We start from the raw sequence: 26,222 nt of genomic DNA, 5'->3' as shown, positions 1-26,222 counted from the left end.
CTGAGCCTTCAGCCCTGGACTTTCACACCTGATCCTTCAGCCCTGGACCTTCACACCTGAGCGTTCAGATCGCACAGCGGCCGGTCACCCTGCGGGGCGGCCGGCCGTTTCGGTGCTCGCACTCAGGCGCTGACGAAGGAAATGACATTGACGACGACGAAGGTCGTCAGTGCGGCTGCCGCACAGCAGAACTCGACGATGATGCCGATGCCCAGCGCCTTGATCGCCGTCCAGCTCGACTTCCAGGAGTCCTTCGGGTCCTTCAGCCGCCGGAATTCGGCGAGGTAGAGACCGGCGATGAAGCCGACGAACAAGCCGACGACCGGGATGACGAAGAAGCCGATGAACGCGCAGACCGCGGCGATCAGCAGCGAGGAGTTCGGAATCTGGCGGGCCTTGAGCCGCCGGCCGGTCAGCACCCAGGAGGCGGCCATGCCGATGCCCACGAGCAGCAGGATGACCGCCAGCGTCACCCAGCCGGTGGTCGTGCCGATGACGACGGACCACACGATCGCGGCGACGGCGATGAGAACGGAGCCGGGCAGCACGGGCACGATGATGCCGATGCAGCCGATGAGCATCGCCAGTCCGACGATCGCGGTGGTGATGATTTCTGCGTTCACTGCCAAGTGTCCTCACGTTGTGGGAAAGGAACAGGGTGCGCACTCAGTGTACGAGCACCACCCGGCACCGGCCCGGACAGGCGCGCCGTACCGGCTGGCAGCTCACGGCCGCAGACCTCGGGTGCGGTGGATCTCAGGGTTTGCCGTCGTAGCTGAGGTGAATGAGGCGCCGGCGCCGGCGGGGGCGGTGGACGCGCAGGTGCTTGGCGAAGATCATCCAGCCCAGCCCCACGGACAGGCCGATGACTCCGGAGAGCCCGCCGACGACGAGCGAGGCCCGGGGGCCGAGAAGGTCGGCGATGATGCCGGCGACCGGTGCGCCGATCGGGGTGCCGCCCATGACGACAGCGGCGTAGATCGCCATGACCCGGCCGCGGTAGCCGGCCGGAGTGGTCGTCTGCACGTAGGCGTTCGCAGACGTCATCATCGTGATCGCGGAGAATCCGACGCCGGTGAGCACGATGGCGAACGCCCAATAGCTCGGGGCGATCGCCGCCAGAAGGCAGGCGAGCCCGAATCCGCCGGCAGCGCCGAAGACCATCCGCAGCCGCGGCTTCTCCCGCTTGGCTGCCGTCAGCGCTCCGGCGACCGAGCCGATCGCCATGACCGAGGACAGCAGCCCGAACCCGCCGGCGTCCTGGTGGAACTCGATCTTCGCCATCGTGGCGGTGTAGACGCTGAAGTTGAATCCGAAGGTCGAGACGATCCCGAGGATTGTGAGCACGACGATGATGTCGGCCCGGGTCCGGATGTAGGTGAATCCACCGAGCACCCCGCGCCTGCCCATCTTCCGCGTACTCGTCGAGTGCAGACGGGCCCGGTCGAGGGTCAGCAGCACTCCGATCGTGGCGGCGAAGCCGAGCCCGGAGATGAGGAACACCGGTTCGGCACCGATGAGTGCGGTCAGTCCGCCGGCGATCGCCGGGCCGAACATCCGCGCGCCGTTGAAGGACGCGGAGTTGAGCGAGACGGCGTTGGGCAGCAGCTTCTCGCCGACGAGTTCGGAGACGAAGGCCTGCCGGGCGGGGTTGTCGATCGTGGCGACCATGCCGAGGGCGAAGGCGAGGACGTAGACGTGCCAGAGCACGAGCAGGTGGGTGATCGCCAGCGCGAAGAGCAGCAGCCCGCAGGCACCGAGCAGCGCCTGGGTGAGGATGAGCAGCCGGCGCTTGGGGAACTTGTCGGCGATCGCCCCGGCGACGGGGAACATGATGAGCTGCGGGCCCAGCTGCAGGGCCATGCAGACGCCGAGGGCGGTTGCGTCGTTGTCGGTCAGCTGCGTGAGGACGATCCAGTCCTGCGCCGTGCGCTGCATCCACGTTCCGGTGTTCGACACCAGCGCACCCGAGAACCACCGGCGGTAGTTGGGCTCGCTCAGCGACCGGAACATCGAGCTCATCGGCTGGCGTGTGCCTCCTCGCGTTCGGGTTCGGCGGCGGTGGCCGCGTCCGCTCCCGAGGCGGTGTGCGCCGCATCTGCTCCCGAGGCAGTGGCCGGCTGATCTGCTCCTGAGGCGGCGGCCGGCTGATCCTTGTCCTCACCGCTGGTCTCGCTGCTGCCGGACTGCTCGGTGCTGGTGGTGGCGACCATGTCGAAGTCCTCGTCCAGGTCGTCGATGACCGGGTCGGGGATCGGCTCGGGCCTGCGCCGCTCGTCGGTCTCCGAGTGCGCACCGCACCCGTTGTCGAGGGCGACGACGCGGCCGTCGAAGGGCGACCACTCGTTGGCGCACACACCGAACTTGGTGCGCAGGGACCCGGCCATCGGCATGAGGTAGCCGCATGTCGAGCAGTGCGCAGACGCCCGGCGGGCGTAGTCGCCCTCTGGCCCAGCGTCGGAGTTCTCCCAACGGGTCGCGGCATTGGCGATGCCCTCACGGGAGAGCACACGGCGCCGTCCCAGACCCCATTCGAAATTCGGAATCTGGTCGATCTCATCCTCAGGGCCCAGCCCGGTGCCCTCACCGCCGACCTGCTCGAAGCCCTGCTCGAGGTTCGGGTCGTCGAGCACCTTCGGCAGCACATCGCGGGCACTCATGTCACCGGGCTGCAGACGCTCGGTCCACGGCACCCAGCGCGGAGCCACGAGCGCGTCCTCGCCGGGCAGCAGCGCAGTCTCACAGACGGTGACCTTCTTCGAGCGCGGGGCGCGGGCGAGCACCGCGATCCAGTGCCAGCCGCGGTAGCCGGGCATCGTGCAGGCGAATGCGTGGGTGGCCAGGCGCTGGCCTTCCATGACAGCTGACAGGTGAGCGCCGATGTGCTCAGCCTCAGCAGCCTCAGCGATCGCTTCGCGGGCGGTGTCGACCGCAGCGAGCAGGAGGGCGTCGTCGGCGACCTTCGCCGGCCTGCGGGAGGCGCGCGGCACCTCGGCGGCGGTCTCAGGCGACTGCGGATCGGCAGCTGGGGCGGCTTCGACTGCCCCCGCCTCGGGCTCTCCGGCTGCTTCCGGCTCGCCGGAGTCAGCCAGGGCGGCGCCTGTGCGGCTGCGGCTGGCCCGCATGTCCTCTAGCCAGGCATCGAACAGGTGCGACATCAACCCTCCAGGTCATCGGCGATCGCGCGGAGCACTTCTGCCACCTTATGCGAATGTGCCGAATCGGGGTACCGACCGCGGCGCAGACCGGCGGCGGTGTCATCGAGCAGGCGGATGACGTCTTCGACCATGGCGACCATCTTCTCCGGATCGCGGCGGACTCTGCGCGGCGCGTCGAGCACGCGGGCTTTGAGCACCTGCTTGCCCTTTCGGCCGTCGACGATGTCGAAGTCCAGCCGGGTGCCGGTGCGCACCTGTGCCTCGGCAGGCAGGGCGGAGCCGTGGAGGAAGATCTGTTCGCCGTCATCGGCGGTGACGAAGCCGAATCCCTTGCCTTCGTCGAACCATTTCACGCGTCCGGTGGGCATAGCGTCCTTTCACATACGATGCTTCGCGCGGCGATCGTGCCGCAGCAGAAGCGGATTGCTCTGAGTTCAATGTTCGTGGTGCGGCCGCTGGGCCGGTGGCGCGGTGTGCGGTGTCAGCCGCGGGTGCCGGGCGGCTGTCGCGCGGGCGGGTCGGGCGGCTGGGCAGCTGCGCCGCGGCGCGCCAGCCTCAGCTGCTGCGGCGGCGCAGTGTCGCGCGGATGAGCACGGCCAACATTCCTGCAAACCCGATCGGCAAGCAGATCATTCCCGTATAGGTCATCAGCGCCGAGGGTCTGGCCTGCATGGCGGCCTGGACGAGCACGACCGCGATCGCAAGCACCCCGATGAACGAGAAGACCACCGCAGCTGCTGTCAGCACGGTGTCGGCTCGCGAGGTGGCGCGCCTGTGCGGCGGTGCCGTCTGTGTCTGTGCGCTCTGTGCGTGTGCGCTCACCGTGGCCACCTCCTTCTGCTGCGTGGCGGGCCTGTTGCGGCTGGCCAGACCATTGTAGCCGAGGCCCGAGCCGGGTGCGGCCGGCGGTACTAGACTGGGTTCGATGGCTACGCTGACCTCCTTCGCCGCCTGGCTGGGCGAGCTCTCCGATGCGGACTTCGCCGCCTTCTGCCGCGCCCGCCGCGATCTCATGCGAACCGACCTGCCCCGGCTGCGCGATGTCGCAGCAGCCGCCGGGTCACGCAGCGCGGTGGCCACCGGCCTCGAATCCCTTGACACAGTGGCCCTGCAGGCCGTGCACCGCGCGGCATGCGCCACCCGCGTGGATCCTGCCGTGCCGGTGGCCGCGCTGGCGGCCGCGCCCGAGGTGGTTCAGACGCTGCAGACCCGCGGGCTGCTGTGGCCTGTAGGCGACGATGTCTATCGCACCCACGCGGAGACGATGAGCCTGCTGCCGACCTCGGCAGCTGAGCTGCGCAGTCCCCCGGACTGGGTCGCAGCGACCGCCCCTGCCGATCCGGCCTCGCACACCCTCCCGGTCGCTGCGGCGATCGCTGCCAATGCCGAGGCGGCTGCCGCCTCGGCGACGGTGTCCGGAGTGCTCTCGGCTGTCGATGCGTTCACCTCCCATGAGGTCTCCCAGCTCACCAGCGGCGGGGCGGGCAAACGCGATATGCAGGTCATCGCCCGGGCGCTTGGGGTGAGCTTCGCCGATGCGGTGATGCTCACCGAGCTGGCCGCAGCCGCCGGGCTGCTGGGCATCGGCGGCACCGAGCTCGACCCCCGCTGGCTGCCGACCGCGGCCTTCGACACGGTGCTCGCCGCCGAGCGCAGCGAGGTCTATGCGATGCTGCTTAAGACCTGGCTGACCGGCACTGTCGATACGACCCATGTGCTGGCCGGCCGCACCGAGCGCGGGGACCGGCTGCAGTCGCTGGCCGCTTCGGCAGGTCTGCACCGGAAGGCTGCCTATGCAGGGTTCCCGCAATCGCAGCCGCCGCTGCCGCATGCCCGCTGGGCAATGCTGCTGACCCTCGCGGAACTGACAGCCGCCGCAGACGAGGCCACTGCCGATCCGCCTGGCAATCCCGCAGGCGCGCCCGCTGCTGGCAGTGACACTGCTGCCGGCGGTGTCACCGTTGATGCCGGCGCCCACCTGGCGGTGCCCGATGCGCTGCTCATCGCCCACACCCAGTGGCGCCACCCGCTGCTGGCCGCCGCCGGCACGACGACACTCACTCGGCTCATCGAGGAGGCCGCGCTGCTCGGACTGCTGTGCACCCCGCTGGCCGACGGCCGCGCCCACGCGCTCACGGCGCTGGGCCGGATGCTCGCCGCTCACCTGGCCGAGGCGATGGATGCCGCCCGTGCGGTCACCGGTTTCGACATCACTGCGGTGTCGGTGCCCGAATCGATTCCCGCCCGTGTCGATGGGATCCTGCCTCAGCTGCAGACGCAGGTGGTCGTCCAGTCCGATCTCACGGCGATCGCCACCGGGCCGCTGGCCCCGCAGGTCCATGCCGCGCTTACCGCGCTCGCTGAGGTCGACACTCGCGGGCAGGGCACCGTGTACCGGTTCACCGAGACGACGATCGCCGATGCGCTGAAGTCTGGGATGCGCGCTGACGACATCACCGCCCGGCTGCGCGAGGTCACCGGGCAGGACACGCTGCCCCAGCCGCTGGAGTTCCTCATCACCGAAACCGCCGGCCGGCTCGGCCGGATCCAGATCGCCGCCGCGCGCAGCGTCATCGTCGTCGACGACGAAGCCGAACTGGCCGCGATGCTCGCCGACTCCGCTCTCGTCCCGGCCGGGCTCACCCGCATGAGCGCAACGGTGGCGGTGTCGAACGTCTCCCGCGAACGGTTGGCGATGCTGCTCGAAGCAGCCGAATACCAGACGATGGCAGCGGCACCGGAGAACCCCACTGCCCCACGCGCGGCCAGCCTCACCCGTCGGCCCGCCACCGCCCGGCGCACGACCCGGGTGCCCGATTCGCAGCTGGCCTCCTATATCGCATCGCTTCGCACCGGCGGCGCGGAACCGGAAACCGACTCACCGTCGACGATCGCCGATGTGCTGCGCGAAGCCGCCGCCACCGGCACCGAGGTCGACCTCACCGTCGTCGGCCGCGAGGGCTCCCAGCGCCGGGTGCGCATCGCCCCGGTTCAGGTGGCAGGCGGGCGGGTGCGCGCCCGCACCGGCCCGGCCCGCGACACCGAACTGACCTTCGGGCTCGCCCGCATCATCTCCGCCGCTCCCGCCGGCACAGGTGACGGCGGCACCACACCCACCTTCGCCTCGGACACCCCCGCCTCAGGAACCCCCACCTCGGGCACGGGCAGCGAGGACAGGGGCAGCGAGGACACGGACAACAAGGACAGCCTGTGAACGGCCCCCTCATCGTCCAGGTCGATCGCACCGTGCTGCTCGAATCGACCCACCCGGAGGCTGCCGAGGCGGCGATCGCAATCGCCCCGTTCGCGCAGCTGGCCAAGACGCCCGAGCTCATCCATACGTACACGATCACCCCGCTCGGGCTGTGGAACGCTCGGGCCAGCGGCCACGATCCCGAATCCGTCATCGACGCACTGCTCCAATACGCCAAGCACCCGGTCCCGCACGAGCTGCTGCTCGACATCGTCGAAACAATGGAGCGCTTCGGGGTCCTCACTCTCGAGCAGTCCCCCATCCACGGGCTCGTCCTGCACAGCCGGGACGCGGATCTGCTGAGCGAGCTCATCGCACATCCCGAGATCGTCTCACTGGTGGGCACCCGGATCGATGAGCACACGGTGCGCGTGCACCCCTCGGAGCGCGGCGAGCTCAAGCACCGGCTGCTGCGGCTTGACCACCCGGTCTCCGACCACGCCGGCTACGTCGATGGTGAGAAGCATGAGATCGGGCTGTCGGCCACCACCGGGGACACCGGCGCCGGCGCCTCGGGCGAGGGCCAACGGTGGCATCTGCGCGATTACCAGCAGCGGGCCGTCGATGCGTTCACCCACGGGGAGTCCGGGGTCGTGGTGCTGCCGTGCGGGGCGGGCAAGACGGTCGTCGGGGCGGCCACGATGGCCGCCGTCGGCACGACGACACTCATCCTCGTGACGAATTCGGTGGCAGCCAAGCAGTGGAAAGCCGAGCTGCTCAGGCGCACCACCCTGACCGCCGACGAGATCGGCGAATACTCCGGTTCGGTCAAGGAGATCCGGCCGATCACCATCGCGACCTACCAAGTCCTCACCACCCGCAGGAAGGGCTCCTACCTCCACCTGGAGCTGCTCGATGCTCGCGATTGGGGCCTGGTGATCTACGACGAAGTGCATCTGCTGCCGGCCCCGGTGTTCCGGCTCACCGCAGGGCTGCAGGCCCGCCGCAGGCTCGGACTCACCGCCACGCTCGTGCGCGAGGACGGACGGGAGGAGGAGGTCTTCTCCCTCATCGGGCCCAAGCAGTTCGAGGCGCCGTGGAAGGAGATCGAAGCCGCCGGTTACATCGCCGAGGCCCACTGCTACGAGGTGCGCGTGCGCCTCGATACCGGCACCCGGCGCGCCTACGCACACGCCGATGGGGAGGACCGCTACCGGCTGGCGGCGGCTTCAGATGCGAAGATTCCGGTGGTCAGAAAGATCGCCGCCCAGCACGCCGGCCAGCAGGTGCTCGTCATCGGCCAGTACCTCGACCAGCTCGAAGAGCTCGGCGAGGCCCTCGGCGCACCTGTGCTGACAGGCAGGACACCGGTGAAGGAGCGCACGGAGCTGTTCTCGCAGTTCCGCGCCGGGGACATCTCGGTGCTCGTCGTCTCGAAGGTCGCGAACTTCTCGGTCGACCTGCCCGAGGCCTCGGTCGCCATCCAGGTCTCCGGCTCCTTCGGCTCCCGGCAGGAAGAGGCCCAGCGCCTCGGGAGGATCCTCAGGCCCAAGCCGCATGCTGAAGCTGCGACCTTCTATACGGTCGTGGCGGCCTCGACCGTCGACGAGCACTTCGGCGCACACCGGCGCCGGTTCCTCACCGAGCAGGGATACAGTTACACGATCCTCAACGCCGAGCAGCTCGGACGGTGAGGATGGCCGGTGAGCCGGGGACGTCGGCTGGCATGTATCGTAAGGGAAAGACCACCGAAGACGATGGAGTCGTGATGCGATAGAACCGCTCACCCTGGACTGACGTCTGGGGAAATCCCCACCTGCTTCCCATCGCCCTGGCGACTGTTGCCAGCGGCCTGGGCTTCTACGTCCCGGTCAGTGCGCTGTTCCTTTTGAGCCGGGGCCAGTCTCTCTCAGACGTCTTCATCTTCGAGACGATCCTCGGTGCCAGCATCCTCGTCGCGGAGGTGCCCAGCGGCATCATCGCCGATCGCATCGACCGCAAATGGGTGATCATCGCCGGGTTCGGTTTCAACGCTGTCGCCGAGACCTTGTTCGCATTCGCGCAATCGCATCTGAGCTTCAGCGTCTCCTTCGCTCTCAGCGGCATGGCCATCGCCATACTCACCGGAGCATTAGATGCCTATGTCTATGACGCACTCGGCGCTGCGGCTGAAAACAGAAGCGTCGGAGTCTGGGGGCACCTCAGTTCGCTGGAGTTGGTCGCCGGTGTCATCGCTTCGGCCTGTGGCGGCCTCCTCGCCGCGATTGATATCGCCTGGCCAGCGATCGCCACCGCAGTCGCAGCCTCAATAGGCGCTCTCGCCACAGGGCTCCTGCCAGCACAGCCGATGGGCACGAGTTCTCCGACGGGTGAGAGCGAGTCCTCGCTGCAGCAGCTGCGGCAGGGGGTTGTCCTGCTCTTCTCCACCCCGATCCTTCTGCATGTGGTTGCGGCCTCCGGCGCGTGCTTCGTGCTGTTCAATGCAGTCTTTACTTTGAATCAGCCGCTTTTCGCTGCCTCCGGCGTCCCGGTGGCCACGTGGGGGTTCATCGTCGCAGGCGCCCAGCTGACTGCGGCCTTCTACAACCACTGGGCTGGCTGGATCGAGGCGTCGATCGGCAGGAAGCGCGCCCTGCTGCTGGCGATGGCGTGCGGGGCTGCAGGGTTCGGCCTCATGGCGATGCCCCACGCCCTCTGCGGCGTCGGCGGTTTCTTCCTCGTTGTCATCGGCATGCACGCTCGCGGCCCGATCACTCTGGCTGTCGCGAATCAGGTGATACCGAAAGTACGGCGGGCGACCGTGCTCAATATCGCCAGCTCATTCGGCAGTCTTGTCGGGATCGCCGTGAACCCGATCATCGGCGCAGCTGCAGACGCCAGCGCGCCGCTGGCGTCTGCAGGGATCGCAGCGGTTCTGCTCGGCGTTGCCGTGTCCTGGATCCCGGTGGTCAACCGGTATCTGGGTGATCCGCAGCGGCCAGCCGATCGCAACGACTCCGAAGGCTGAGCCAGCGGGTCAGGCGCCGACTGCCTCGGCGGCGGCACTGCGGGCGCGCAGCGCCTCGGGAACGGCGACACATTCGATGACAGGAAGCGTAGCGGCCGGCACATCGGAGACGACGACTTCGCGGGCAGCAGTGCGGCTCTCGCCGATCTTGATGAACACGACGCCGGCGAGCAGGAGCATGCCGCCGACGGCCTGGGCGTAGACCGGAAGTTCGGCGAGAACGACCCAGGCGATGACGACGGAGAACGGCACCTCGATGAGGTTGACGAAACTGGCGACCGTCGCACCGATCATGCGGATGCCGAAGGCGGCGGTGACGTAGGCGCCGGCGGTTACGAAGACGATGAGGGCGATCGCCTGCCACCAGGTGACCGGCACTGAGCCCAGCGACATGGGCGCGGCGGTCAGCTCCTGGGCGCGCGGACCGGCGAAGGCATACGTGCCGACGGCGGCAGCTGCGACGAACATGCCGAAGCCGACGAGTGCGATCGGCGGAACCGGCATCTAAGCCTTGGCCGAGTCGAGGAAGTAGCACGCCAGGCAGACGGCTGCACCGAGGGCCAGCAGCACCGAGCCGAGGTGGAGCTGGGCGCCGCGCGGGTCGAGGATGAAGGCCAGGCCGAACATCGCCAGCCCCATGCCGACGAAGGTCAGTGAGCTGGGGCGGATGCGGCTGCGCAGCCACACCCACACGACGATCATGAGCGGGGCGGTCATCTCCAGCAGCAGTGCGATGGCGACGTCGAGGTGCTCGACCGACATGAAGAACAGCAGCTGGACTCCGGCGACGGACACGACCCCGAAGGTGATGACGTCGCGCCAGGTCTGCCAGCGGGCGAACGCGTGCCAGCGGCCGTGCATGGCGATGAGCGTGGGGATGAGGAGGACGAGACCGGTGCCGAGGACGCGGAGGAACACGACGACCTCCGGGGTCCAGCCGCCGGCATACATGACCTTGCCGATCGGCGCGGCGGCGGCGTAGCAGAAGGCGGACAGCAGGATGAGCACAAGGCCTGAGACAGCCTGACGATTCACGGTTTCCCTCCCCACGTGGAACTGAGTGGCGCGTCACGAGTGTCTTTCCTTTTACTCATGACGCACTCGCATATCTTCAAGTCAACAGCAGGCTGATGTCATGAGTCAATGCGATGATGGTCATGACGAGATAGAATTCGCGTGAGCTTGCTCACAGAGCGCATTCGCTACACTGTGGCCAGCATGTCTCTCACCGATGAAAACCGCTCCGTTCTGCTCATGCTCGTCGACCTCATCAACTCCGGGCGCAACGACCAGGAGCTGCTGGCCGACGCCGGAAACATCGAGGAATTCGCCCGTCGGCACGACTTCTCGGCCCCGATCGCGGCGACGAGCGCCGACGTCGACCTGACCCGCGCGGTGCGGGAGGACTTCGAGACCGTCTTCGACTCTGATGCGATCGAGGACGTGGTCGCAGCGGTGAACTCGACACTGCTGCGCTGCAATGCCCTCCCCCAGCTCGTGCGCCATGACGGCTGGGACTGGCACCTGCACGGCACCGCCCAGACCGCGCCGCTGCCGGACCGCTTTGCCATCGACATCGCCTTCGCGCTCATCGACCTCATCCGCGAACACGAACTCTCCCGCCTGCAGGTGTGTGCGGCCGAGGACTGCAACGCCGTGTTCGTCGACTTCTCCCGCAACCGCTCGAAGCGCTTCTGCGACACCGGCAACTGCGCCAACCGCACCCACGTGGCCGCTTACCGCAAGCGACAGGAGGAGCAACCGGCCTGAACTGTGCGCCGACAGCGCGAAAAGCAGGGCACGTTCCTCCCTCAGGCAGCTCGGCTTTGGTCGTAGGCTAAAGAATATGATCGCGATCGGTATCTTCATCGGCATACTCTTCGTCATGGCGGTCGGTGCGGCGCTGGCGCTGGCATTCAGCCCGTGGTGGTGGATCCTCGTCTTAGCGGCCGGCATCCTTCTGCTCGTGGCCGTCTACGACGTCGTGCAGCACCGATACGCGGTGCTGCGCAACTTCCCGGTCATCGGCCACGGCCGGTACATGATGGAGACCATCCGCCCGATGGTCCAGCAGTACTTCGTCGAGCGCAACTATGACGGCAAGCCGTTCGACCGCGATGTCCGCGACCTCATCTATGAGCGTGCCAACGGCACGCATTCGGTCAAGTCCTTCGGCACCGAGCTCGAGGTGCGTGCACCGGGCTACGAGTATCTCATCCATGCTGCACAGCCCGGCCCGATCCCCGAAGGTGAGCACCGGGTGCGCATCGGCGGACCGCAGTGCAGCCAGCCGTACGACTCCTCGCTGTTCAACATCTCCTCGATGAGCTTCGGCTCCCTGTCGAAGAACGCCGTCATGGCGATGAGCCAGGGAGCAGCCCGCGGCGGTTTCGCCCAGGAGACCGGAGAGGGCGGCCTGACGAAGTACCACCTCGAAAGCGGCGCCGATCTGATCTGGGAGTTCGGGTCCGGGTACTTCGGCTGCCGTGATGCCGAGGGCAACTTCAATCCCGAGCAGTTCGAGGAAAAGTCCCGCCACCCGCATGTCAAGGCGATCTCGATCAAGCTCTCCCAGGGCGCAAAGCCCGGTCTGGGCGGTGTGCTGCCGGCGGAGAAGATCACCCCGGAGATCGCTGAGGCCCGCGGCGTCCCGCTCGATGAGGACTGCATCTCCCCGCCTGCCCATTCGGCATTCCAGACCCCTCGCGAGCTCATGGAATTCATTTCCCAGCTGCGCGAACTCTCCGGGGGCAAACCGATCGGTTTCAAACTGTGCGTCGGTATGCGCCGTGACGTGCTCGGCATGTGCAAGGCGATGCTCGAGACCGGCATTCTGCCCGACTTCATCGTCATCGACGGCGCCGAGGGCGGCACCGGCGCCGCGCCCTTGGAATACGAAGACCACATGGGCACCCCGCTGACCGAGGGCCTGCACGTTGTGCACAACGCGCTCGTGGGCGTTGGGCTGCGCAAACACATCAAGCTCGGGGTGGCGGGCAAGATCGCCTCAGGCAACGACATCGTCCGCCGACTCATCCAGGGCGCGGACTTCTGCCTGGCAGCCCGGCCGATGATGATGGCAGTCGGCTGCATCCAAGCACAGCGCTGCCACACCAACCACTGCCCCACCGGCGTCGCCACGCAGGATCCCAAACTCGCCCGCTCGCTGCACGTGCCCTCGAAGTCCGTAGCCGTCCACAACTACCACAAGGCCACCGTCGATGAAGCCAAGCAGATGCTCTCGACTCTCGGCGTCGCCCGACCGGACCAGCTCTCGCCGAAGATGCTGCGCAAGCGCGTCTCGCAGACCGAGGTGATGTCCTACGCGCACGTCTTCAACTGGATGGAGGAAGGCGAGCTGCTCAAAGCTCCGCCGCGCGGGTGGCTGGAGGACTGGAACGAGGCCACTGCTGACTTCTTCGGACCCAACTGGGTCCATCAGGAGGAAGGCGAGGGCGAGACCGTCCACCCCGACGTCGAAACCGATGACAAACCGGTCGGTTGATATGTGATGCACACCACATTTGCATCCAGCTAGAGTCCAGAAAACTTCCAGACTCATGTGCCAGGATGGGGCCATGACTTCAGGACATCTCGAACACGAAGACATTGAGGCCACCCTGCTGGTCGTCGATGATGAGCCCAATATCCGCGAACTCCTCTCCACCAGCCTGCGCTTCGCCGGCTTCGACGTCATCTCCGCTGGCAACGGCGCTGAGGCCCTGCGCCTGGCCGAGCAGAGCGAACCCGACCTGCTCGTCCTCGACGTCATGCTCCCGGACATGGACGGCTTCACCGTCACCCGCCGGCTGCGCCAGACCGGCCGGCACATCCCGGTCGTCTTCCTCACCGCCCGTGACGACACCTCCGACAAGATCACCGGCCTGACCGTCGGTGGCGATGACTACGTCACCAAGCCCTTCAGCCTCGAAGAAGTCGTTGCCCGCATCCGCGCGGTGCTGCGCCGCACCCACAGCCTCGAAGAGGACGAGGGCGCAGTCGTGCAGGTCGGCGACCTCGAGCTCGACGACGACACCCATGAAGTGCGCCGCGGCGGGATCCTCGTCGACCTCTCGCCCACCGAGTTCAAGCTGTTGCGCTACCTCATGCTCAACGCCAACCGCGTGCTGTCGAAGTCGCAGATCCTCGACCACGTGTGGGAGTACGACTTCGGCGGCGACACCGGCATCGTCGAGTCCTACATCTCCTACCTGCGCCGCAAGATCGACACCGCCCCGGAAACCGATGAAGCCGGCAACCCGGTGCAGGCCGAATGGCGCCCGATGATCCAGACGAAGCGCGGCGTGGGCTACATGCTGCGCACACCCGAGACCAAGTGAGCATCTGACACCTGATCCCCTATCGAGCTGAGAATCGTCACGCCTGTGAATCGTCACCGCAAGAGCAAGCAGACCGTCCTCTGGGAAGAATGGTCGCTGACCACCAAGCTGCTGACGATTATGATGACGCTCATGCTGCTCGTGCTCACCGGCACGAGCGCATGGGTGCTCGAGAACCTCCGCGCCAGCCTCATCGAGCGCACCGATGAGCGGCTCATCAGCGCCTCGGATGCCCTGGCGATTCAGGCCGCTGAGCAGGTGTTCCTACCCGCACCTCTGCAGGGCGGGGATCAGGTGCAGTCGAATCCGCAGGAGGAGTCGCTGCGCAATCTGCTGCCCGGCTCCTATTACGTGCAGTTCTACTCGAACGACGGCAATACCGCCTTCGAGCCGGTCGCTCCGGACCCGACGAATGTGCCGTACCTGCCCGCTATCAATCAGTCACTCGTCAGCGAACGCGCTGGCCACCCGTTCACCGTCGAGGGCACCTCCTCGCATTGGCGGGCGCTCGCGCTCCAAGTCGAAGGAACCCCGTGGCTCGTCGCCGTCGCCGTGCCCTTTGACAAGGACGTCGACGGCATCAGCGAACGAGCCCGCAACACCATGGTCGGCATCGGCCTGCTCGCCCTGGCACTGGTGGCAGGCGTCGGCTACTTCGCGATCACCAACACCTTCCGGCCGCTGAAGAACATCGAGGAGACCGCCTCGCGAATCGCCGCCGGCGACCTCTCTCAGCGTGTGTCGAAGTATCCCCGCAACACTGAGCTCGGCCGACTCTCAGCAGCGCTCAACACCATGCTCGGCCGCATCGAGGACTCCTTCGACGGCCAGACGCGTTCAGAGAAGCGCATCCGCCAGTTCGTGTCGGATGCCTCCCATGAGCTGCGCACCCCGCTTGTGACGATCCGCGGTTATGCCGAGCTCTACCGGCAGGGCGCACTCAAGGACCCTGAGCACATCGGCCAGGCGATGGACCGCATCGAAGCCGAGGCCAAGCGGATGGGCGTGCTCGTCGAAGACCTCGTCGTCCTCGCCCGCCTCGATGAACGCCGTGAGGCAGAGCTCGGCCCGGTCAACATCTGCGCGATCGTCCGCGACGCCGCCGCCGACGCCGCCGCCCAGGACCCGGATCGCGACATCAGCTTCATCGGCCTCGACGGCGGCGACGCTGATGAGAACATCCCGGTCATCTACGGCTCAGAGGCCAAGCTGCGCCAGGTCATCGTCAACCTCGCCGGCAATGCCGTGCGCCACACCCCACCGCAGACGGCGATCGAGTTCGCCGTCGGCGTCGTCGGCGTGCCCGCCGAGCCTCCCGCTCCCGAGGCGGTGGATCCGAAGCCCAAGGCGCCTGGTTTCGTCACCGGCCCGGTGCGGATCTTCAAACGCGACAAGACCGACAGAACCGACCCCAAGACCAGACCGGCCACCGGCAGCGCCGCTGCCTCCGAGACCGGAACCGCCGCCTCGGGCACGGCGCAGACAATCGTCCCAGACGTCTCCGCAGCCGGGGGTGTGAGCGTGAGCGAGAAGCTCGCCGGGTTCCCCGCCGGCCGGGTGCGCTTCGAGGTCCGCGATCACGGCGACGGAATCGACGCGGAGGACGTCCCGCGCATTTTCGAGCGGTTCTACCGCCTCGATGCCTCCCGCAACCGTGACACCGGAGGTTCCGGCCTGGGCCTGTCGATCGTCAAGGCGATCGTCGAATCCCACCAGGGCCGGATCACCGTGCACCCCACTCCCGGCGGTGGCGCGACCTTCCGCGTCGACCTGCCGATTCCACTCGACACCCCCGCTGCGTCCGAAGCGCAAGGAAAGGACACTGATGAGCCACACGCCTGAGCACCCTGCCGACGGCTACGAGCGCCCCGCCGGACCGGTGCAGCCCGGCCGCCACTCCCAGCAGACCCGGCGGACCTTCCCCACCAGCGACGATCCTCTGCGTCCCGCCTGGCCGACGGCGGCCTACGGCTCCCAGCCGGGCCGGCAGCCCGCTCCCGGACACGATCCGGGCCATGGCGCTGATGCTAGCGGCACGCCGGTCGGTCGGCCCTTCCCGCCGGCTGGCGGACCGCAGCCCAGCCAGCCCCCGCGCACATTCCCGCAGCCACCGGCGAGCGCACCGCAGGCATACCAGTCCGGCCCGCGACCGGGCGGTCCGGCCGGGTCAGGATCCGGCAGCGCCGGACCCGACCGCAGCGCCGGGCACTCAGCCGGGTCCGGGTCAGGTCTCGGAACCGAGCTTGGTGCTGGAGCCGGTGGGGACACGGCCAGCGGGTGGACGGCCGCAGGCCGCGCGATGGGCGCTGGCGCGCCGAGCTACGGCTCCGGTGGTGAGCAGACCCCGCCTCCTGGCGGTTCCCAGGCTGGCGGCCCTCTTACCGGCGGTTCCCACGCTGGCGGCCCTCTTAACGGCGACCCTCATTCCGCCCCGTCTCGCCGGAAGCGACGCGGTCCCGGCTGGGGTGCACTGACTCTGTTCACACTGCTCGCGGTGCTGCTCGGCGGTGCACTGGGTGCCGGCACCGTGTACGGGATGCAGGCTCTCGGCGAGCAGGAGTCCCAGACCGATCCGCAGAACACCCCGCAGCGCACGCAGGAAACCCCCGATTGGGCGGCGATCGCCGACACCGCCTCGAAGTCGGTCGCTGCGATCCGGGTCGGTGTCAACGGTGAGGTGCGCGGACTGGGCTCGGGCTTCGTCTACGACACCGCCGGCCACATCGTGACGAACAACCACGTCATCGCCGCAGCCGATACGCCCGGCGGCCAGGTCAACGTCGTCTTCAACAACGGCGACACCGTCGAAGCGGACATCGCCGGACGCGACCCCGAGACCGACATCGCCGTGCTCAAGCTTAGGCAGAGCCCCGAAGACCTGACCCCGCTGCCGCTCGGCGACGACAGCCAGCTGCGCGTCGGCGACCCGGTCATGGCACTGGGCAATCCGCTCGGCCTGGCCGACACCGTCACCACCGGCATCGTCTCCGCCCTCAACCGGCCGGTGACCACGGAGAACATCGGTGAGGACGCCGAGGACCCGCAGGGAGCTCTGACCATCACCAACGCCATCCAGACTGATGCCGCGATCAACCCGGGCAACTCCGGTGGTCCGCTCGTCGACGGCAACGGCAAGCTCATCGGAGTCAACTCATCGGCAGCGACACTGCGCGATTCCCAGCAGAGCGGGCAGTCAGGTTCGATCGGCATCGGGTTCGCCATCCCGGTTGCCCAGGCCAAGAACATCGCCGACCAGCTCATCCAGAACGGCAAGGCCGAGCACGCCGCGCTCGGTGTGGCGGTGCAGGACTCGCAGGTCGATCACAACGGGATCGCACGAGGTGCCGCGAAGGTCACCGAGGTGCAGGGCGGTTCGGCTGCCGAGCAGGCCGGGATCCAGGCCGATGACGAGATCACCGCTGTCGACGGCACCCAGGTGAACAACGCGGTCGCACTGCAGGCACTCATCCGCTCCCATGCGGTGGGCCAGACAGTCAAGATCACCGTGGTGCGCGGCGGACAGGAGGAGGAGATCGACACGACGCTGCTGGCGAAATGACAGGCGGTCTGCTGTGAACGGCAGCTGACACGGCGCACGGTCGGGTGTGGACACGCGCCGCTGTCCACACCTGGCCGGCTTCGTCTGGTGGCCGGCGATGCTCTGCCGTCCAATGGAGGACAGCAATTCTCCCCACACGAAAGGAGCCGGAGATGGCTGTCATCCAGGTCGATGCCCAGGAGATCGAAGCCACTGTCACGCGGACAAGGGAATCATGCACGGTCCTGCACGATCAGGCGGCCAGCCTCATGAGCCACCTGCGCAATCTGGAGAACTCGTGGCGCGGCGGTGCCGCTGAGAGCTTCCAGCAGCTGGCCGGCGAATGGGAGGTCGTGCAGCGGCAGGTGCAGGAGAGCATCGAGAGCATCCGCGACGCTCTCTCAGCTGCCGGGGTGCAGTACTCAGAGGTGGAGGAGGCCAACCGCAGGCGGTTCTCGCGCTGACAGTGCGCGCCGCCGGTGCGCCGACAGGCAGCTGGAGCCGACAGGCAGCTGGAGGAGACCGGGATGACCCGGCGGATGGTTCCGGCTGCAGCGCACCGGCGGCGCAGCACCATCCCGGGCCGCAGAACCCGCCCAGGGCTTGGCATTCAGGCCGATCCGACTCAAGCTTTTTCCACTTTCACGCAGTAGAGTGAGGGGGAACGCAGAACTGAGCTTGAGCTCGAAGGAGACTCCCCGGGATGGGCATTTTCAAACGCATCAAGATGATCTTCGGCGCCAAGGCCAACTCCGCCCTGGACAAAGCCGAGAACCCCAACGAGACACTGGACTACTCGTACCAAAAGCAGCTCGAGCTGCTGCAGAAGGTGCGCCGCGGGGTCGCCGATGTGGCCACGAGCCGCAAGCGGCTCGAACTGCAGATCGGTCAGCTGGAGAAGCAGCAGGACAAGCTGCAGTCCCAGGCGCAGAAGGCCCTGGAAGTCGGTCGCGAGGATCTCGCGCGTGAGGCGCTGACCCGCAAGTCCGGTCTGCAGCAGCAGATCGGCGACCTGCAGACCCAGCACCAGAATCTGCAGGCCGAAGAGCAGAAGCTCACGACGGCCTCGCAGCGCCTGCAGGCCAAGGTCGACTCCTTCCGCACCCGCAAGGAGACCCTCAAGGCCAACTACAACGCAGCAGAAGCGCAGACCAAGATCAGCGAGGCATACTCGGGAATCTCTGAGGAGTTCGGCGATGTCGGTCTGGCGATCCAGCGCGCCGAGGACAAAACCGCGCAGCTGCAGGCTCGCGCCGGCGCAATGGATGAGCTGCTGGCTTCCGGTGCACTTGACGATCCGACCGGCGCCCCGCACGACGACATCGACGCCCAGCTCAACGCGCTCTCCAGTGACAGCGATGTCGAAATGGAACTCGCCCGTCTGCGCGAGGGGCTGCCCAGCGGCCATTCGAACCGTCCGGAAATCACCCGCGAGGCCCCTGTCGACGCAGAGACCGCCGACTCGCAGGCCCCGGCTGAGAATCCCCGGCAGGAGGGCTGATCATGATCGTGCGCATCATGGGCGAAGGCCAGTACGACGTCGCCGATGTCGAACAAGATGCCCTCCAGGCTTACGACGACAAGGTCGAGCAGGCCGTTCAGTCCGGAGATGAGGAGCAGACGAGCGCCGCGCTCCACGACCTGCGCTCGTACATCCTCTCCCACGGCACTCCCGTGGCAGATGACTTCCTCGGCACCTCCGACATCGTCGTCCCGTTCGCTGATGCGAGCATCGACGACATCCGACAGTTGGTCGACGGTTCTGGCCTGATCCCAGACCTGGACTCCCTCGGCCCTCAGGGCTGAGCAGGACCAGCCGTCGGCACAGCAACAAGGCAGGAGACTATGAAGAACCGTTTCGTCAAAGACCACGGGCTGACATTCCGGATGAGCACGGCCATGTTCCTCAATGGCCTCATCTTCGTGCTGCTCATGGTGGCGATCTGGTACATCCTGGGTCGCAGCCCCGGTGGAGTCGTCATCGCGGTGATCGTCAGCGCTGGCGCCTTCTTCTTCCAGTGGTACTTCTCCGACTCGATTGCGTTGAAAGCGATGGGCGCCCGGGTCGTCACACCCGAACAGGCACCCGAACTGCATGTCATCGTCGATCGGCTGTGCCAGCTGTCGGACACCGTCAAACCGCGGGTGGCGTACTCCGATTCGCCTGTGCCCAATGCCTTTGCCACCGGCCGGTCGCCGAAGCACTCGGTCGTCTGCGTCACCCGCGGCCTTCTCGACACCCTCGAGCCCAAGGAAGTCGAGCTCGTCCTGGCGCATGAGCTCTCCCACGTCGCCCACCGCGATGTCACCGTCATGACGGTTGCCGGTGTTACCGGCGTCGTCGCCTCGCTCATGGTTCGCGCAGGCTTCTACACCGGCGGGCGCAGCCGCAACAACAACGGTCTGCCGGTGATGCTGGCGATGATGATCGTCGGTGCTGTCGTCTACGCACTCAGTTTCGTGCTCATCCGAGTGCTCTCCCGCTACCGGGAGCTGGCCGCTGACCGTGCTGCCGCGATCCTCACCGGCCAGCCATCAACACTCGCCTCGGCTCTGGTGAAGATCAGCGGTCAGATGACGCAGATCCCCTCGCAGGATCTGCGCAAGACCGCTAGCGCCAATCACCTCGCACTCGTCCCGGCCATCAACGGCCGCGACGTCCGCCAGTGGTTCTCCACCCATCCGACCCTCGAGAAGCGCCTGGAGCAGCTGAACAAGATCTCCGGCCAGCTCTCCCAGCCGTCATGACCTCACCGCTGGTTCCGCACCTGGGCCTGGACTCGTAAACTGAGACCATGGGACTCCTCGATGCGATTCTGGGCCGCAGCAAGCCGAAGCGAGCCAACCTCGATGATCTGTTCGCGCTGCCGAATGTGTCGCTGACCCTGCAGTCGTCCTCGACATTCGCGCCCACCGGCGTCGGTGCCGTTTGCTTTCGCGAAGTCGAAGGCCGCGCCTTTGCCGAAGCTGAGCAGGAAAGCCGTGAGCTCATCGCCAAGGATCCCGACTGCGACGTCGAGCAGGTCAACGACGGTTACGGCTTCACCTGGCAGGTCATCAGCGACGCCCAGGCGAACATCTCGAATCTGGCGACGAACATGCACGCGATCAACTCAGCGTTGGTCAACCAGGGCTTCGACACGATGCTGCTGTGCACCGCGCTGTATTTCCGTGACGCTGAGGGACGTGGGGCCGCGATCGTCTACCTGTACAAGCGCGGCACCTTCTACCCCTTCGTACAGGTCGGTCAGCATCGGCGGGACAACGCCCTGGAAATCCAACTCAAAGGTCTGCTCGAGGGCGAGGTTCCACTTGAGGAGGATCTGACGAAGTGGTCGCCGCTGTGGGATGCCCCGGGCATGGACCGGATGGCTGGTCCAGAGCTGCCCCGCTGATGAGGGCCCGAGTGCAGTCCGTGTAGACTCGACGTTCTTTGAGTCTGCACGCAGCATCAGGAACCGGACGCCGACGCTACCGGACGGTCAGCTGACGATTGGTGGCTCCAGTGCTTGGACGACGGTGAACTCGACGCCGGCAGCGGGCACGGCGACGACGTCGCCGGTGACGATCTTGGCGCTGCGACGCGTATTGACTTCGCCATTGACGAGGACATCACCGGCAGCGATCATGTCCTTGGCCATGACCCCGTGCTCGGCAACGCCGTGGAGTTTGAGCAGCTGACCGAGGCGGATATCGCCTGAGCGGATCTCGATCGTCTCCACGGATCAGAATCCGCCGAAGAAGTCGCCGAACCCGCCCCCGTCGCCGAGGCCGCCACCATCGAAGCCACCACCGTCGAAGCCGCCGGCATCGCCGCCGTCCATCCCGCTGGCGTCAGCATTCATTCCGTCGTTGAAGCCGTCAGCATAGGAGCCGTCCCAGCCGTGGCCGAAACCGTTGAAGAGCATCGCGCCCATCAGGACACCGGGCAGCAGACCGGAGCCAGCGTAGGAGTTGAAGTAGCCGCGGTTGTATTCGGCGTAGCTCGGGCCGGCCTCCCAGTAGGCGCGGCGGCCCAGCCCGTCAGCAGTGGCAACCTTGCGCACGGCCGGTTCAGCACCGACGGCAATGCGCTCAGCGTCGGCGGCGCACACAGGCACCGGACGCGGCTGGCCGCCGACGGGAGCCCAGTCGATCTCCTCAGCCGAGGGGCCGTGCTGCGGGTTGAAGAAGCACGGCGGGCGGCGGGTCGGGAGCGGCTCGCCGTTGACGCGGGCGCGGACGCACTTGGCGGCGTAGCGGCCGTCTTCAAGCGCTTCGGTCACGTGCCGGATGTCCTCGGGCTTCTGCACGCGATCAAGGGTTTCCTTGGCGGTGTCGTAGGCGTCGAGTGCGCGCTGGTAGTCCTGGCGGCCGCCCTCGTCGAGGTCAGCGCCGGAGGTGACGATGTCGAGATCAGCGACTTCCTCTCCGAAAGACGTGACGTCCTCGGCTGCCGACTGGGTGACGAAGCTGAGCTCCTCTGCCTGCTCCTCCTGCTCGCGGAGCTTCTGGCGCCGGGAGCCGAAGAACATAAGTGAGCCGACGATGATGAGCAAACCGAGAAAGACGTATCCCATGCCCCGTCCGATCCTTCTTCCATCACGAGTGCATCTGACTGCCCCATTATCACCGGCGAACCTTAGTGCACTCTGAGGAGCAGGCGTGAGTACGGCGCCCCGGGATCAGCTCACAGGCCCGCCAGCCCCTTGATGAGGGTGGCAGCACCGCCGGCCAGTGCGATGGTGATCATACCGATACGCGCGACTCTAACCGGGATGCGCTCGGCGGTCAGCTCGCCGATGATCTGACCGGCGCCCAGTGCGGCGAGGACCATGAGCCACTGACTGAGCCCGAGGTGCGGAATCGCGTTGCGATCGAATGTGACCTTGGCGATGATCGACATCACCGAGGCGATGGCCAGCAGCGGCTGCATCGTGGCAGCGAAGCTGCGCTGCTCCCAGCGGGTGAGGACCGCGTAGGTGCTGAAGGCCGGCCCGCCGACACCGGCGGCGGCGTTCATGAGGCCGGCGGCCAGGCCGGAGGTGGCGATGCCGACCGGCGTGACCGGAAGGACTTTGCCGACGCGGCCGATGACGATCGAGGTGGCCAGCGCGACGACGACGATCGCACCGATGAGAGTCTGCAGCGGAGCGGTCGGCATGACGGACGCCAGCCACGCACCGGGAATGGTGGCGATGACCGAGGACACGGCGAGGATCTTCAACGCCTTCCAATGCACCTCGCGCCAGGTGCGGGCGAAGACGATCGCGCAGGAGATGAAGCCGACGATGTTGACGAGCACGACCCCGGACAACGGGTCGAGCAGCAGCACGAGGAACGGACCGGAGACGAGGGCGAATCCCATCCCCGTCACACGCTGGGACAGTGCGCCGATGAAGACGGCGAGCAGGATGAAGGTGATGACGGGCATGATGAACTCAGCTTAGCGCTTCCTCAGCGCAGCACCGGGACGTGCGACGACCGCTGGGATACGGTCCGATGCGGTCCGATGCGACCGAAGCAGCATGCGGTGCGCTGCGGATCAGGGCGCTCACAGCGGCGGGGTGAATGACAGCAGGCGGGGTGGAAGAGTCGGACTCTTCCACCCCGCCAGGCCGAGTTCTGACGTGTCGGCTACGCGGCCGGCCGTTCAGTTCTCAGCAGCTCAGAAGCCCATGCCGCCCATGTCCGGTTCGCCACCGGGCATCGCCGGAGCCTTCTCCGGCTTGTCGGCGATGACAGCCTCAGTGGTGAGGAACAGACCGGCGATCGAGGCGGCGTTCTGCAGTGCAGAGCGGGTCACCTTGACCGGGTCGTTGATGCCGGCAGCCATGAGATCCTCGTACTCACCGGTGGCGGCGTTGAGGCCGTGTCCCGGTTCGAGGTTGCGGACCTTCTCGGCCACCACACCGGGCTCGAGGCCGGCGTTCGTGGCAATCTGCTTGAGCGGAGCGTCGATGGCGACCTTGACGATCGCAGCACCGGTGGCTTCGTCTCCGTCGAGCTGCAGCTTCTCGAATGCGGTCTTGCCGGCCTGGATGAGTGCCACGCCGCCACCGGCGACGATGCCCTCGTCGACTGCGGCCTTGGCGTTGCGCACAGCATCCTCGATGCGGTGCTTGCGCTCCTTGAGCTCGACCTCGGTCGCAGCTCCGGCCTTGATGACTGCCACACCGCCGGCCAGCTTGGCCAGGCGCTCCTGCAGCTTCTCGCGGTCGTAGTCCGAATCGGAGTTCTCGATCTCCGTGCGGATCTGCTGCACACGGCCCTGGATCTCGTCGGCGTCACCGGCACCTTCGACGATGGTGGTCTCGTCCTTGGTGACAACGACCTTCCGGGCGGTGCCCAGCAGGTCGAGGGTGGCGTTTTCCAGCTTGAGGCCGACCTCTTCGGCGATGACCTGGCCACCGGTGAGGATGGCGATGTCGGCCAGCTGCGCCTTGCGGCGGTCGCCGAAGCCCGGTGCCTTGACGGCCACGGACTTGAAAGTGCCGCGGATCTTATTCACCACGAGCACAGCGAGGGCTTCGCCCTCGACGTCCTCGGCGATGATGAGCAGCGGCTTGCCCGACTGCTGGATCTTCTCCAGCACCGGCAGCAGATCCTTGACGTTCGAGATCTTCGAGTTGACGATGAGGATGTAGGGATCCTCCAGCACCGTCTCCTGACGCTCAGCGTCGGTGACGAAGTACCCGGAGATGTAGCCCTTGTCGAAGCGCATGCCCTCGGTGAGCTCGAGCTCCAGGCCGAAGGTGTTCGACTCCTCGACGGTGACGACGCCTTCCTTGCCGACCTTATCGATCGCCTCGGCGATGAGCTCGCCGATGGCCGGGTCGCCTGCCGAGATGCCTGCGGTTGCAGCGATCTGCTCCTTGGTCTCAACGTCCTTAGCGGTCTCGAGCAGCACGTCGGAGACGGCTGCAACAGCCTTCTCGATACCGCGCTTGAGGCTGAGCGGGTCAGCACCGGCAGCCACGTTGCGCAGTCCCTCGCGGACGAGAGCCTGGGCCAGGACGGTGGCGGTGGTGGTGCCGTCGCCGGCGACATCGTCAGTCTTCTTCGCGACTTCCTTGACGAGCTCGGCGCCGATCTTCTCGTATGGATCCTCGAGTTCGATCTCCTTGGCGATGGAGACACCGTCATTGGTGATGGTCGGTGCGCCCCACTTCTTTTCGAGCACGACGTTGCGGCCGCGCGGTCCCAGCGTCACCTTGACCGCATCGGCCAGGGTGTTGAGTCCGGTTTCGAGTCCGCGGCGTGCATCTTCATCGAATGAGATGAGCTTTGCCATATGGCTGGTCCTCCCTGAACGGAGTGGCATGTCTTCCCGGTCCTGAGCGCCCGCGACGGCAGAGCCGGTTCTGCTGATTCCCTTCCACAGCAGCCTGTCTCACTTCTCGGGGCCGAGATTTACCAGTACTAGATTTAGCACTCTCAGGTCGAGAGTGCAAAACTGCACCCACACCTCGGGAACGGTGCAGGCACAGGGAGTCCGGACATGAGAAGAGCCGGGGGCAACCCGGCTCTTCAGGTGATCGGCGGGCAACGCCGGTCGACAGTGCTCAGAGCACCGTGACCGATTCTGCCTGCGGGCCCTTGCCGCCTTCGCCAACCGTGAATTGGACCTGCTGGCCCTCTTCAAGCGAGCGGTACCCGTCCATTTCGATCGCGGTCCAATGAACGAAGACGTCCTCGTCTCCGCCTTCCACGGTGATGAAGCCGTAGCCCTTCTCAGCGTTAAACCACTTGACCGTGCCTTGCGTCATTTCTACTCCATATCATGCGTACTGCAGCGGGGCACCTATCGAAGGAGCTCCGTTGTTCGAGCCGGGCACGCGACTGCCACAGTGCGACAGCAGCGCGATCGACGCGGTTCACTGTATGCCCGGAAGACTGTCGGTTACGGCAAGTTTCCTTGTATCTCATACATTGCCGACAGCCTATGCCACAGGTGGCGTTGTCTGCAAACACCGCAGCAGCGTCATACGTTTCGGACCGCATGCGCAATGAGAGCCCCCCACTCACCGGGGCCAGCTCTCAGTTGCCGGTACCAGCTCTCAGTTGCCGGTGCCCCCGGTGGCGCCCTCCGTCGAACCGCCGTCTCCGCCGAGGCTGTCGAGATCGTCATCAGCGATATCGGAGGTGATGAGCAGAGTCACCTGGCCGGGGAATTCGGCTGACTTCTCAACGGTCTCGACACCGAGCTCAGCGGCCAGGGCGCCAGCCTGGATCTCGTACTCGTCATCGGAGTAGTACACCACAGAGGAGGACTCGTTCGTCGAATGGTTGCCGACGCTCGTGACGTTCCAACCGCTGGATTCGAGGTGCTCGCGGAACTTCGCGGCCGCACCGGTGACTCCGGATCCGTTGAGGACGTGGACCTCGGCGGTCTTGTCGACGACGTCGACGGTCGGCTCGGAGGTCTCCTCGGTCGGTTCGGCCTCTTCAGTGGCGGTCGGCGACTCTGCCACATTCTCCTCGGGGTTCGAGGCGGATTGGCGGATGATGTTCAGGGCACCGAAGACGACGAGCAGTGCGGCAACGGCGAGCACAGCGATGAGAGCGATCGCTCCGCCCTGCGAGATCGGTCCGCCTCGACGATGGGCACCCTTGCGGCCGGTGGGCTGCAGGTCGTCGAATTCGTCGCGTGGGTACTTGGCCATCGGCTACCTCGCCATGCGCGCGCGGGCGCGGTGCTGGTGACGGCTCTCGCGGATGCGGCGCAGCCGTTTGATGAGGATGGGATCGGCAGCATAGGCTGCGGGGCTGTCGAGCAGAGTGTTGAGCAGCTGGAAATAGGCCGGGGCCGACATGTCGAACTCCTGACGGATCGCGCCGTCCTTGGCGCCTCCGTAGGTGTGCCACTGGCGCTCGAAGCGCAGCACACGGGATTCGAGTTCGGTGAGCTCCTGCTCGCTCATGCCACCTGCCTTCTGTCGGATAGCCACAGTCTAGCGAAGAATGACACGCATGTGCTTCAGGCGGGCGTGCCGGTCATGCAGAA

27 protein-coding genes are annotated in these 26,222 nt (G+C 66.7%); 13 read left to right on the top strand and 14 right to left on the bottom strand.

Annotation, left to right across the window (positions count from 1 at the left end; genetic code table 11):
* Window positions 1-122 precede the first annotated feature (122 nt).
* The 5 genes from M3B11_RS05845 to M3B11_RS05825 all read right to left on the bottom strand — a co-directional run bounded on the left by M3B11_RS05845 (window position 123) and on the right by M3B11_RS05825 (window position 3,980).
* The gene (locus M3B11_RS05845; protein WP_259875797.1) at window positions 123-623 is read right to left on the bottom strand and encodes a DUF456 domain-containing protein; all 501 of its coding nucleotides are present in this window, start codon (window positions 621-623) and stop codon (window positions 123-125) included.
* Window positions 624-756: 133 nt separating this feature from the next.
* On the bottom strand, window positions 757-2,022 hold the full coding sequence (locus M3B11_RS05840) for an MFS transporter (protein ID WP_259875796.1): 1,266 nt from the start codon (window positions 2,020-2,022) through the stop codon (window positions 757-759).
* Window positions 2,019-3,158, bottom strand: a complete 1,140-nt coding sequence (locus tag M3B11_RS05835; protein WP_259875795.1) for a DUF3027 domain-containing protein — start codon at window positions 3,156-3,158, stop codon at window positions 2,019-2,021. Before M3B11_RS05835 ends, M3B11_RS05840 begins: the two co-directional genes overlap by 4 nt.
* Entirely contained in the window at window positions 3,158-3,526 is a 369-nt protein-coding gene (locus tag M3B11_RS05830) for a cold-shock protein (RefSeq protein WP_259875794.1), read from the bottom strand. The genes M3B11_RS05835 and M3B11_RS05830 overlap by 1 nt, the downstream gene beginning before the upstream one ends.
* A 187-nt stretch (window positions 3,527-3,713) precedes the next feature.
* Window positions 3,714-3,980, bottom strand: coding sequence for a hypothetical protein (locus M3B11_RS05825; protein WP_259875793.1), 267 nt, complete (start codon window positions 3,978-3,980; stop codon window positions 3,714-3,716).
* Between the two features lie 103 nt (window positions 3,981-4,083).
* On the opposite strand from M3B11_RS05825, the gene M3B11_RS05820 reads away from it, so the two are divergent.
* The 3 genes from M3B11_RS05820 (at window position 4,084) to M3B11_RS05810 (ending at window position 9,358) form a co-directional block, all read left to right on the top strand.
* Window positions 4,084-6,372, top strand: a complete 2,289-nt coding sequence (locus M3B11_RS05820; RefSeq protein ID WP_259875792.1) for a helicase-associated domain-containing protein — start codon at window positions 4,084-4,086, stop codon at window positions 6,370-6,372.
* Window positions 6,369-8,045, top strand: coding sequence for a DNA repair helicase XPB (locus M3B11_RS05815; RefSeq protein WP_259875791.1), 1,677 nt, complete (start codon window positions 6,369-6,371; stop codon window positions 8,043-8,045). Before M3B11_RS05820 ends, M3B11_RS05815 begins: the two co-directional genes overlap by 4 nt.
* 122 nt (window positions 8,046-8,167) lie before the next feature.
* Window positions 8,168-9,358 carry an MFS transporter gene (locus M3B11_RS05810; RefSeq protein WP_259875827.1) on the top strand — a complete coding sequence of 397 codons (1,191 nt, stop codon included), beginning with the start codon at window positions 8,168-8,170 and terminating at the stop codon, window positions 9,356-9,358.
* 9 nt (window positions 9,359-9,367) lie between these two features.
* Here M3B11_RS05810 and M3B11_RS05805 read toward each other — a convergent pair whose 3' ends face one another.
* Both M3B11_RS05805 and M3B11_RS05800 read right to left on the bottom strand, forming a co-directional pair.
* Window positions 9,368-9,862, bottom strand: a complete 495-nt coding sequence (locus M3B11_RS05805) for a DMT family transporter (protein WP_259875790.1) — start codon at window positions 9,860-9,862, stop codon at window positions 9,368-9,370.
* Entirely contained in the window at window positions 9,863-10,393 is a 531-nt protein-coding gene (locus M3B11_RS05800) for an EamA family transporter (protein ID WP_259875789.1), read from the bottom strand. It lies immediately after the preceding gene.
* Window positions 10,394-10,576: 183 nt separating this feature from the next.
* On the opposite strand from M3B11_RS05800, the gene M3B11_RS05795 reads away from it, so the two are divergent.
* From M3B11_RS05795 to M3B11_RS05745, 10 genes are all read left to right on the top strand, one after another.
* Window positions 10,577-11,128, top strand: a complete 552-nt coding sequence (locus M3B11_RS05795; protein ID WP_259875788.1) for a CGNR zinc finger domain-containing protein — start codon at window positions 10,577-10,579, stop codon at window positions 11,126-11,128.
* 76 nt (window positions 11,129-11,204) lie between these two features.
* Complete coding sequence (locus M3B11_RS05790; RefSeq protein ID WP_259875787.1) at window positions 11,205-12,863, top strand: FMN-binding glutamate synthase family protein; 1,659 nt, start codon at window positions 11,205-11,207, stop codon at window positions 12,861-12,863.
* 73 nt (window positions 12,864-12,936) lie between these two features.
* A complete protein-coding gene (locus M3B11_RS05785) occupies window positions 12,937-13,698 on the top strand; it encodes a response regulator transcription factor (protein WP_165883612.1) in 762 nt (253 codons plus the stop codon).
* A gap of 45 nt (window positions 13,699-13,743) precedes the next feature.
* Entirely contained in the window at window positions 13,744-15,540 is a 1,797-nt protein-coding gene (locus M3B11_RS13300; protein ID WP_396121538.1) for a sensor histidine kinase, read from the top strand.
* Window positions 15,524-17,257, top strand: a complete 1,734-nt coding sequence (locus tag M3B11_RS05770; RefSeq protein ID WP_259875786.1) for a trypsin-like peptidase domain-containing protein — start codon at window positions 15,524-15,526, stop codon at window positions 17,255-17,257. Before M3B11_RS13300 ends, M3B11_RS05770 begins: the two co-directional genes overlap by 17 nt.
* Window positions 17,258-17,409: 152 nt before the next feature.
* Window positions 17,410-17,700 carry a WXG100 family type VII secretion target gene (locus tag M3B11_RS05765; protein WP_259875785.1) on the top strand — a complete coding sequence of 97 codons (291 nt, stop codon included), beginning with the start codon at window positions 17,410-17,412 and terminating at the stop codon, window positions 17,698-17,700.
* Between the two features lie 239 nt (window positions 17,701-17,939).
* Window positions 17,940-18,737 (top strand): PspA/IM30 family protein, encoded by a 798-nt coding sequence (locus M3B11_RS05760; protein ID WP_259875784.1) that lies wholly within the window; start codon window positions 17,940-17,942, stop codon window positions 18,735-18,737.
* A 2-nt stretch (window positions 18,738-18,739) separates the two neighbouring features.
* Complete coding sequence (locus M3B11_RS05755) at window positions 18,740-19,042, top strand: PspA-associated protein PspAA (protein WP_259875783.1); 303 nt, start codon at window positions 18,740-18,742, stop codon at window positions 19,040-19,042.
* 39 nt (window positions 19,043-19,081) lie between these two features.
* Window positions 19,082-19,984 carry a zinc metalloprotease HtpX gene (htpX, locus tag M3B11_RS05750; protein ID WP_259875782.1) on the top strand — a complete coding sequence of 301 codons (903 nt, stop codon included), beginning with the start codon at window positions 19,082-19,084 and terminating at the stop codon, window positions 19,982-19,984.
* Window positions 19,985-20,031: 47 nt separating this feature from the next.
* Window positions 20,032-20,631: a PspA-associated protein PspAB gene (locus M3B11_RS05745; protein ID WP_259875781.1), complete on the top strand. Its 600-nt coding sequence runs from the start codon at window positions 20,032-20,034 to the stop codon at window positions 20,629-20,631.
* Between the two features lie 87 nt (window positions 20,632-20,718).
* Here the strand turns inward: M3B11_RS05745 and M3B11_RS05740 are convergent, their stop codons facing one another.
* The 7 genes from M3B11_RS05740 to M3B11_RS05710 form a co-directional block, all read right to left on the bottom strand.
* Entirely contained in the window at window positions 20,719-20,958 is a 240-nt protein-coding gene (locus M3B11_RS05740) for an RNA-binding S4 domain-containing protein (protein ID WP_259875780.1), read from the bottom strand.
* 3 nt (window positions 20,959-20,961) lie between these two features.
* Complete coding sequence (locus M3B11_RS05735; protein ID WP_259875779.1) at window positions 20,962-21,795, bottom strand: hypothetical protein; 834 nt, start codon at window positions 21,793-21,795, stop codon at window positions 20,962-20,964.
* Between the two features lie 110 nt (window positions 21,796-21,905).
* Window positions 21,906-22,649 (bottom strand): sulfite exporter TauE/SafE family protein, encoded by a 744-nt coding sequence (locus M3B11_RS05730; protein ID WP_259875778.1) that lies wholly within the window; start codon window positions 22,647-22,649, stop codon window positions 21,906-21,908.
* A 234-nt stretch (window positions 22,650-22,883) separates the two neighbouring features.
* Complete coding sequence (groL, locus tag M3B11_RS05725) at window positions 22,884-24,509, bottom strand: chaperonin GroEL (protein WP_191726471.1); 1,626 nt, start codon at window positions 24,507-24,509, stop codon at window positions 22,884-22,886.
* 271 nt (window positions 24,510-24,780) lie between these two features.
* Complete coding sequence (locus M3B11_RS05720) at window positions 24,781-24,984, bottom strand: cold-shock protein (protein WP_175293903.1); 204 nt, start codon at window positions 24,982-24,984, stop codon at window positions 24,781-24,783.
* Between the two features lie 291 nt (window positions 24,985-25,275).
* A complete protein-coding gene (locus M3B11_RS05715; protein WP_259875777.1) occupies window positions 25,276-25,881 on the bottom strand; it encodes a LytR C-terminal domain-containing protein in 606 nt (201 codons plus the stop codon).
* Between the two features lie 3 nt (window positions 25,882-25,884).
* The gene (locus M3B11_RS05710; protein ID WP_165883619.1) at window positions 25,885-26,139 is read right to left on the bottom strand and encodes a DUF3263 domain-containing protein; all 255 of its coding nucleotides are present in this window, start codon (window positions 26,137-26,139) and stop codon (window positions 25,885-25,887) included.
* Window positions 26,140-26,222 lie beyond the last annotated feature (83 nt).

It is taken from the genome of Brevibacterium sp. p3-SID960 (genome assembly GCF_025144725.1).
Lineage (GTDB): Bacteria > Actinomycetota > Actinomycetes > Actinomycetales > Brevibacteriaceae > Brevibacterium.
This window is presented reverse-complemented; position numbering and strand designations above follow the sequence as displayed.

Excerpts from the sequence above, each read along its gene's own strand:
- M3B11_RS05770 (WP_259875786.1), top strand. The coding sequence starts at position 15,524 with ATGAGCCACACGCCTGAGCACCCTGCCGACGGCTACGAGCGCCCCGCC.
- M3B11_RS05820 (WP_259875792.1), top strand. The coding sequence starts at position 4,084 with ATGGCTACGCTGACCTCCTTCGCCGCCTGGCTGGGCGAGCTCTCCGAT.
- M3B11_RS05830 (WP_259875794.1), bottom strand. The coding sequence starts at position 3,526 with ATGCCCACCGGACGCGTGAAATGGTTCGACGAAGGCAAGGGATTCGGC.
- M3B11_RS05755 (WP_259875783.1), top strand. The coding sequence starts at position 18,740 with ATGATCGTGCGCATCATGGGCGAAGGCCAGTACGACGTCGCCGATGTC.
- M3B11_RS05795 (WP_259875788.1), top strand. The coding sequence starts at position 10,577 with ATGTCTCTCACCGATGAAAACCGCTCCGTTCTGCTCATGCTCGTCGAC.
- M3B11_RS05715 (WP_259875777.1), bottom strand. The coding sequence starts at position 25,881 with ATGGCCAAGTACCCACGCGACGAATTCGACGACCTGCAGCCCACCGGC.
- groL (WP_191726471.1), bottom strand. The coding sequence starts at position 24,509 with ATGGCAAAGCTCATCTCATTCGATGAAGATGCACGCCGCGGACTCGAA.
- M3B11_RS05805 (WP_259875790.1), bottom strand. The coding sequence starts at position 9,862 with ATGCCGGTTCCGCCGATCGCACTCGTCGGCTTCGGCATGTTCGTCGCA.
- htpX (WP_259875782.1), top strand. The coding sequence starts at position 19,082 with ATGAAGAACCGTTTCGTCAAAGACCACGGGCTGACATTCCGGATGAGC.
- M3B11_RS05835 (WP_259875795.1), bottom strand. The coding sequence starts at position 3,158 with ATGTCGCACCTGTTCGATGCCTGGCTAGAGGACATGCGGGCCAGCCGC.
- M3B11_RS05840 (WP_259875796.1), bottom strand. The coding sequence starts at position 2,022 with ATGAGCTCGATGTTCCGGTCGCTGAGCGAGCCCAACTACCGCCGGTGG.
- M3B11_RS05710 (WP_165883619.1), bottom strand. The coding sequence starts at position 26,139 with ATGAGCGAGCAGGAGCTCACCGAACTCGAATCCCGTGTGCTGCGCTTC.
- M3B11_RS05760 (WP_259875784.1), top strand. The coding sequence starts at position 17,940 with ATGGGCATTTTCAAACGCATCAAGATGATCTTCGGCGCCAAGGCCAAC.
- M3B11_RS05790 (WP_259875787.1), top strand. The coding sequence starts at position 11,205 with ATGATCGCGATCGGTATCTTCATCGGCATACTCTTCGTCATGGCGGTC.
- M3B11_RS05735 (WP_259875779.1), bottom strand. The coding sequence starts at position 21,795 with ATGGGATACGTCTTTCTCGGTTTGCTCATCATCGTCGGCTCACTTATG.
- M3B11_RS05745 (WP_259875781.1), top strand. The coding sequence starts at position 20,032 with ATGGGACTCCTCGATGCGATTCTGGGCCGCAGCAAGCCGAAGCGAGCC.
- M3B11_RS05730 (WP_259875778.1), bottom strand. The coding sequence starts at position 22,649 with ATGCCCGTCATCACCTTCATCCTGCTCGCCGTCTTCATCGGCGCACTG.
- M3B11_RS05765 (WP_259875785.1), top strand. The coding sequence starts at position 17,410 with ATGGCTGTCATCCAGGTCGATGCCCAGGAGATCGAAGCCACTGTCACG.
- M3B11_RS05785 (WP_165883612.1), top strand. The coding sequence starts at position 12,937 with ATGACTTCAGGACATCTCGAACACGAAGACATTGAGGCCACCCTGCTG.
- M3B11_RS05720 (WP_175293903.1), bottom strand. The coding sequence starts at position 24,984 with ATGACGCAAGGCACGGTCAAGTGGTTTAACGCTGAGAAGGGCTACGGC.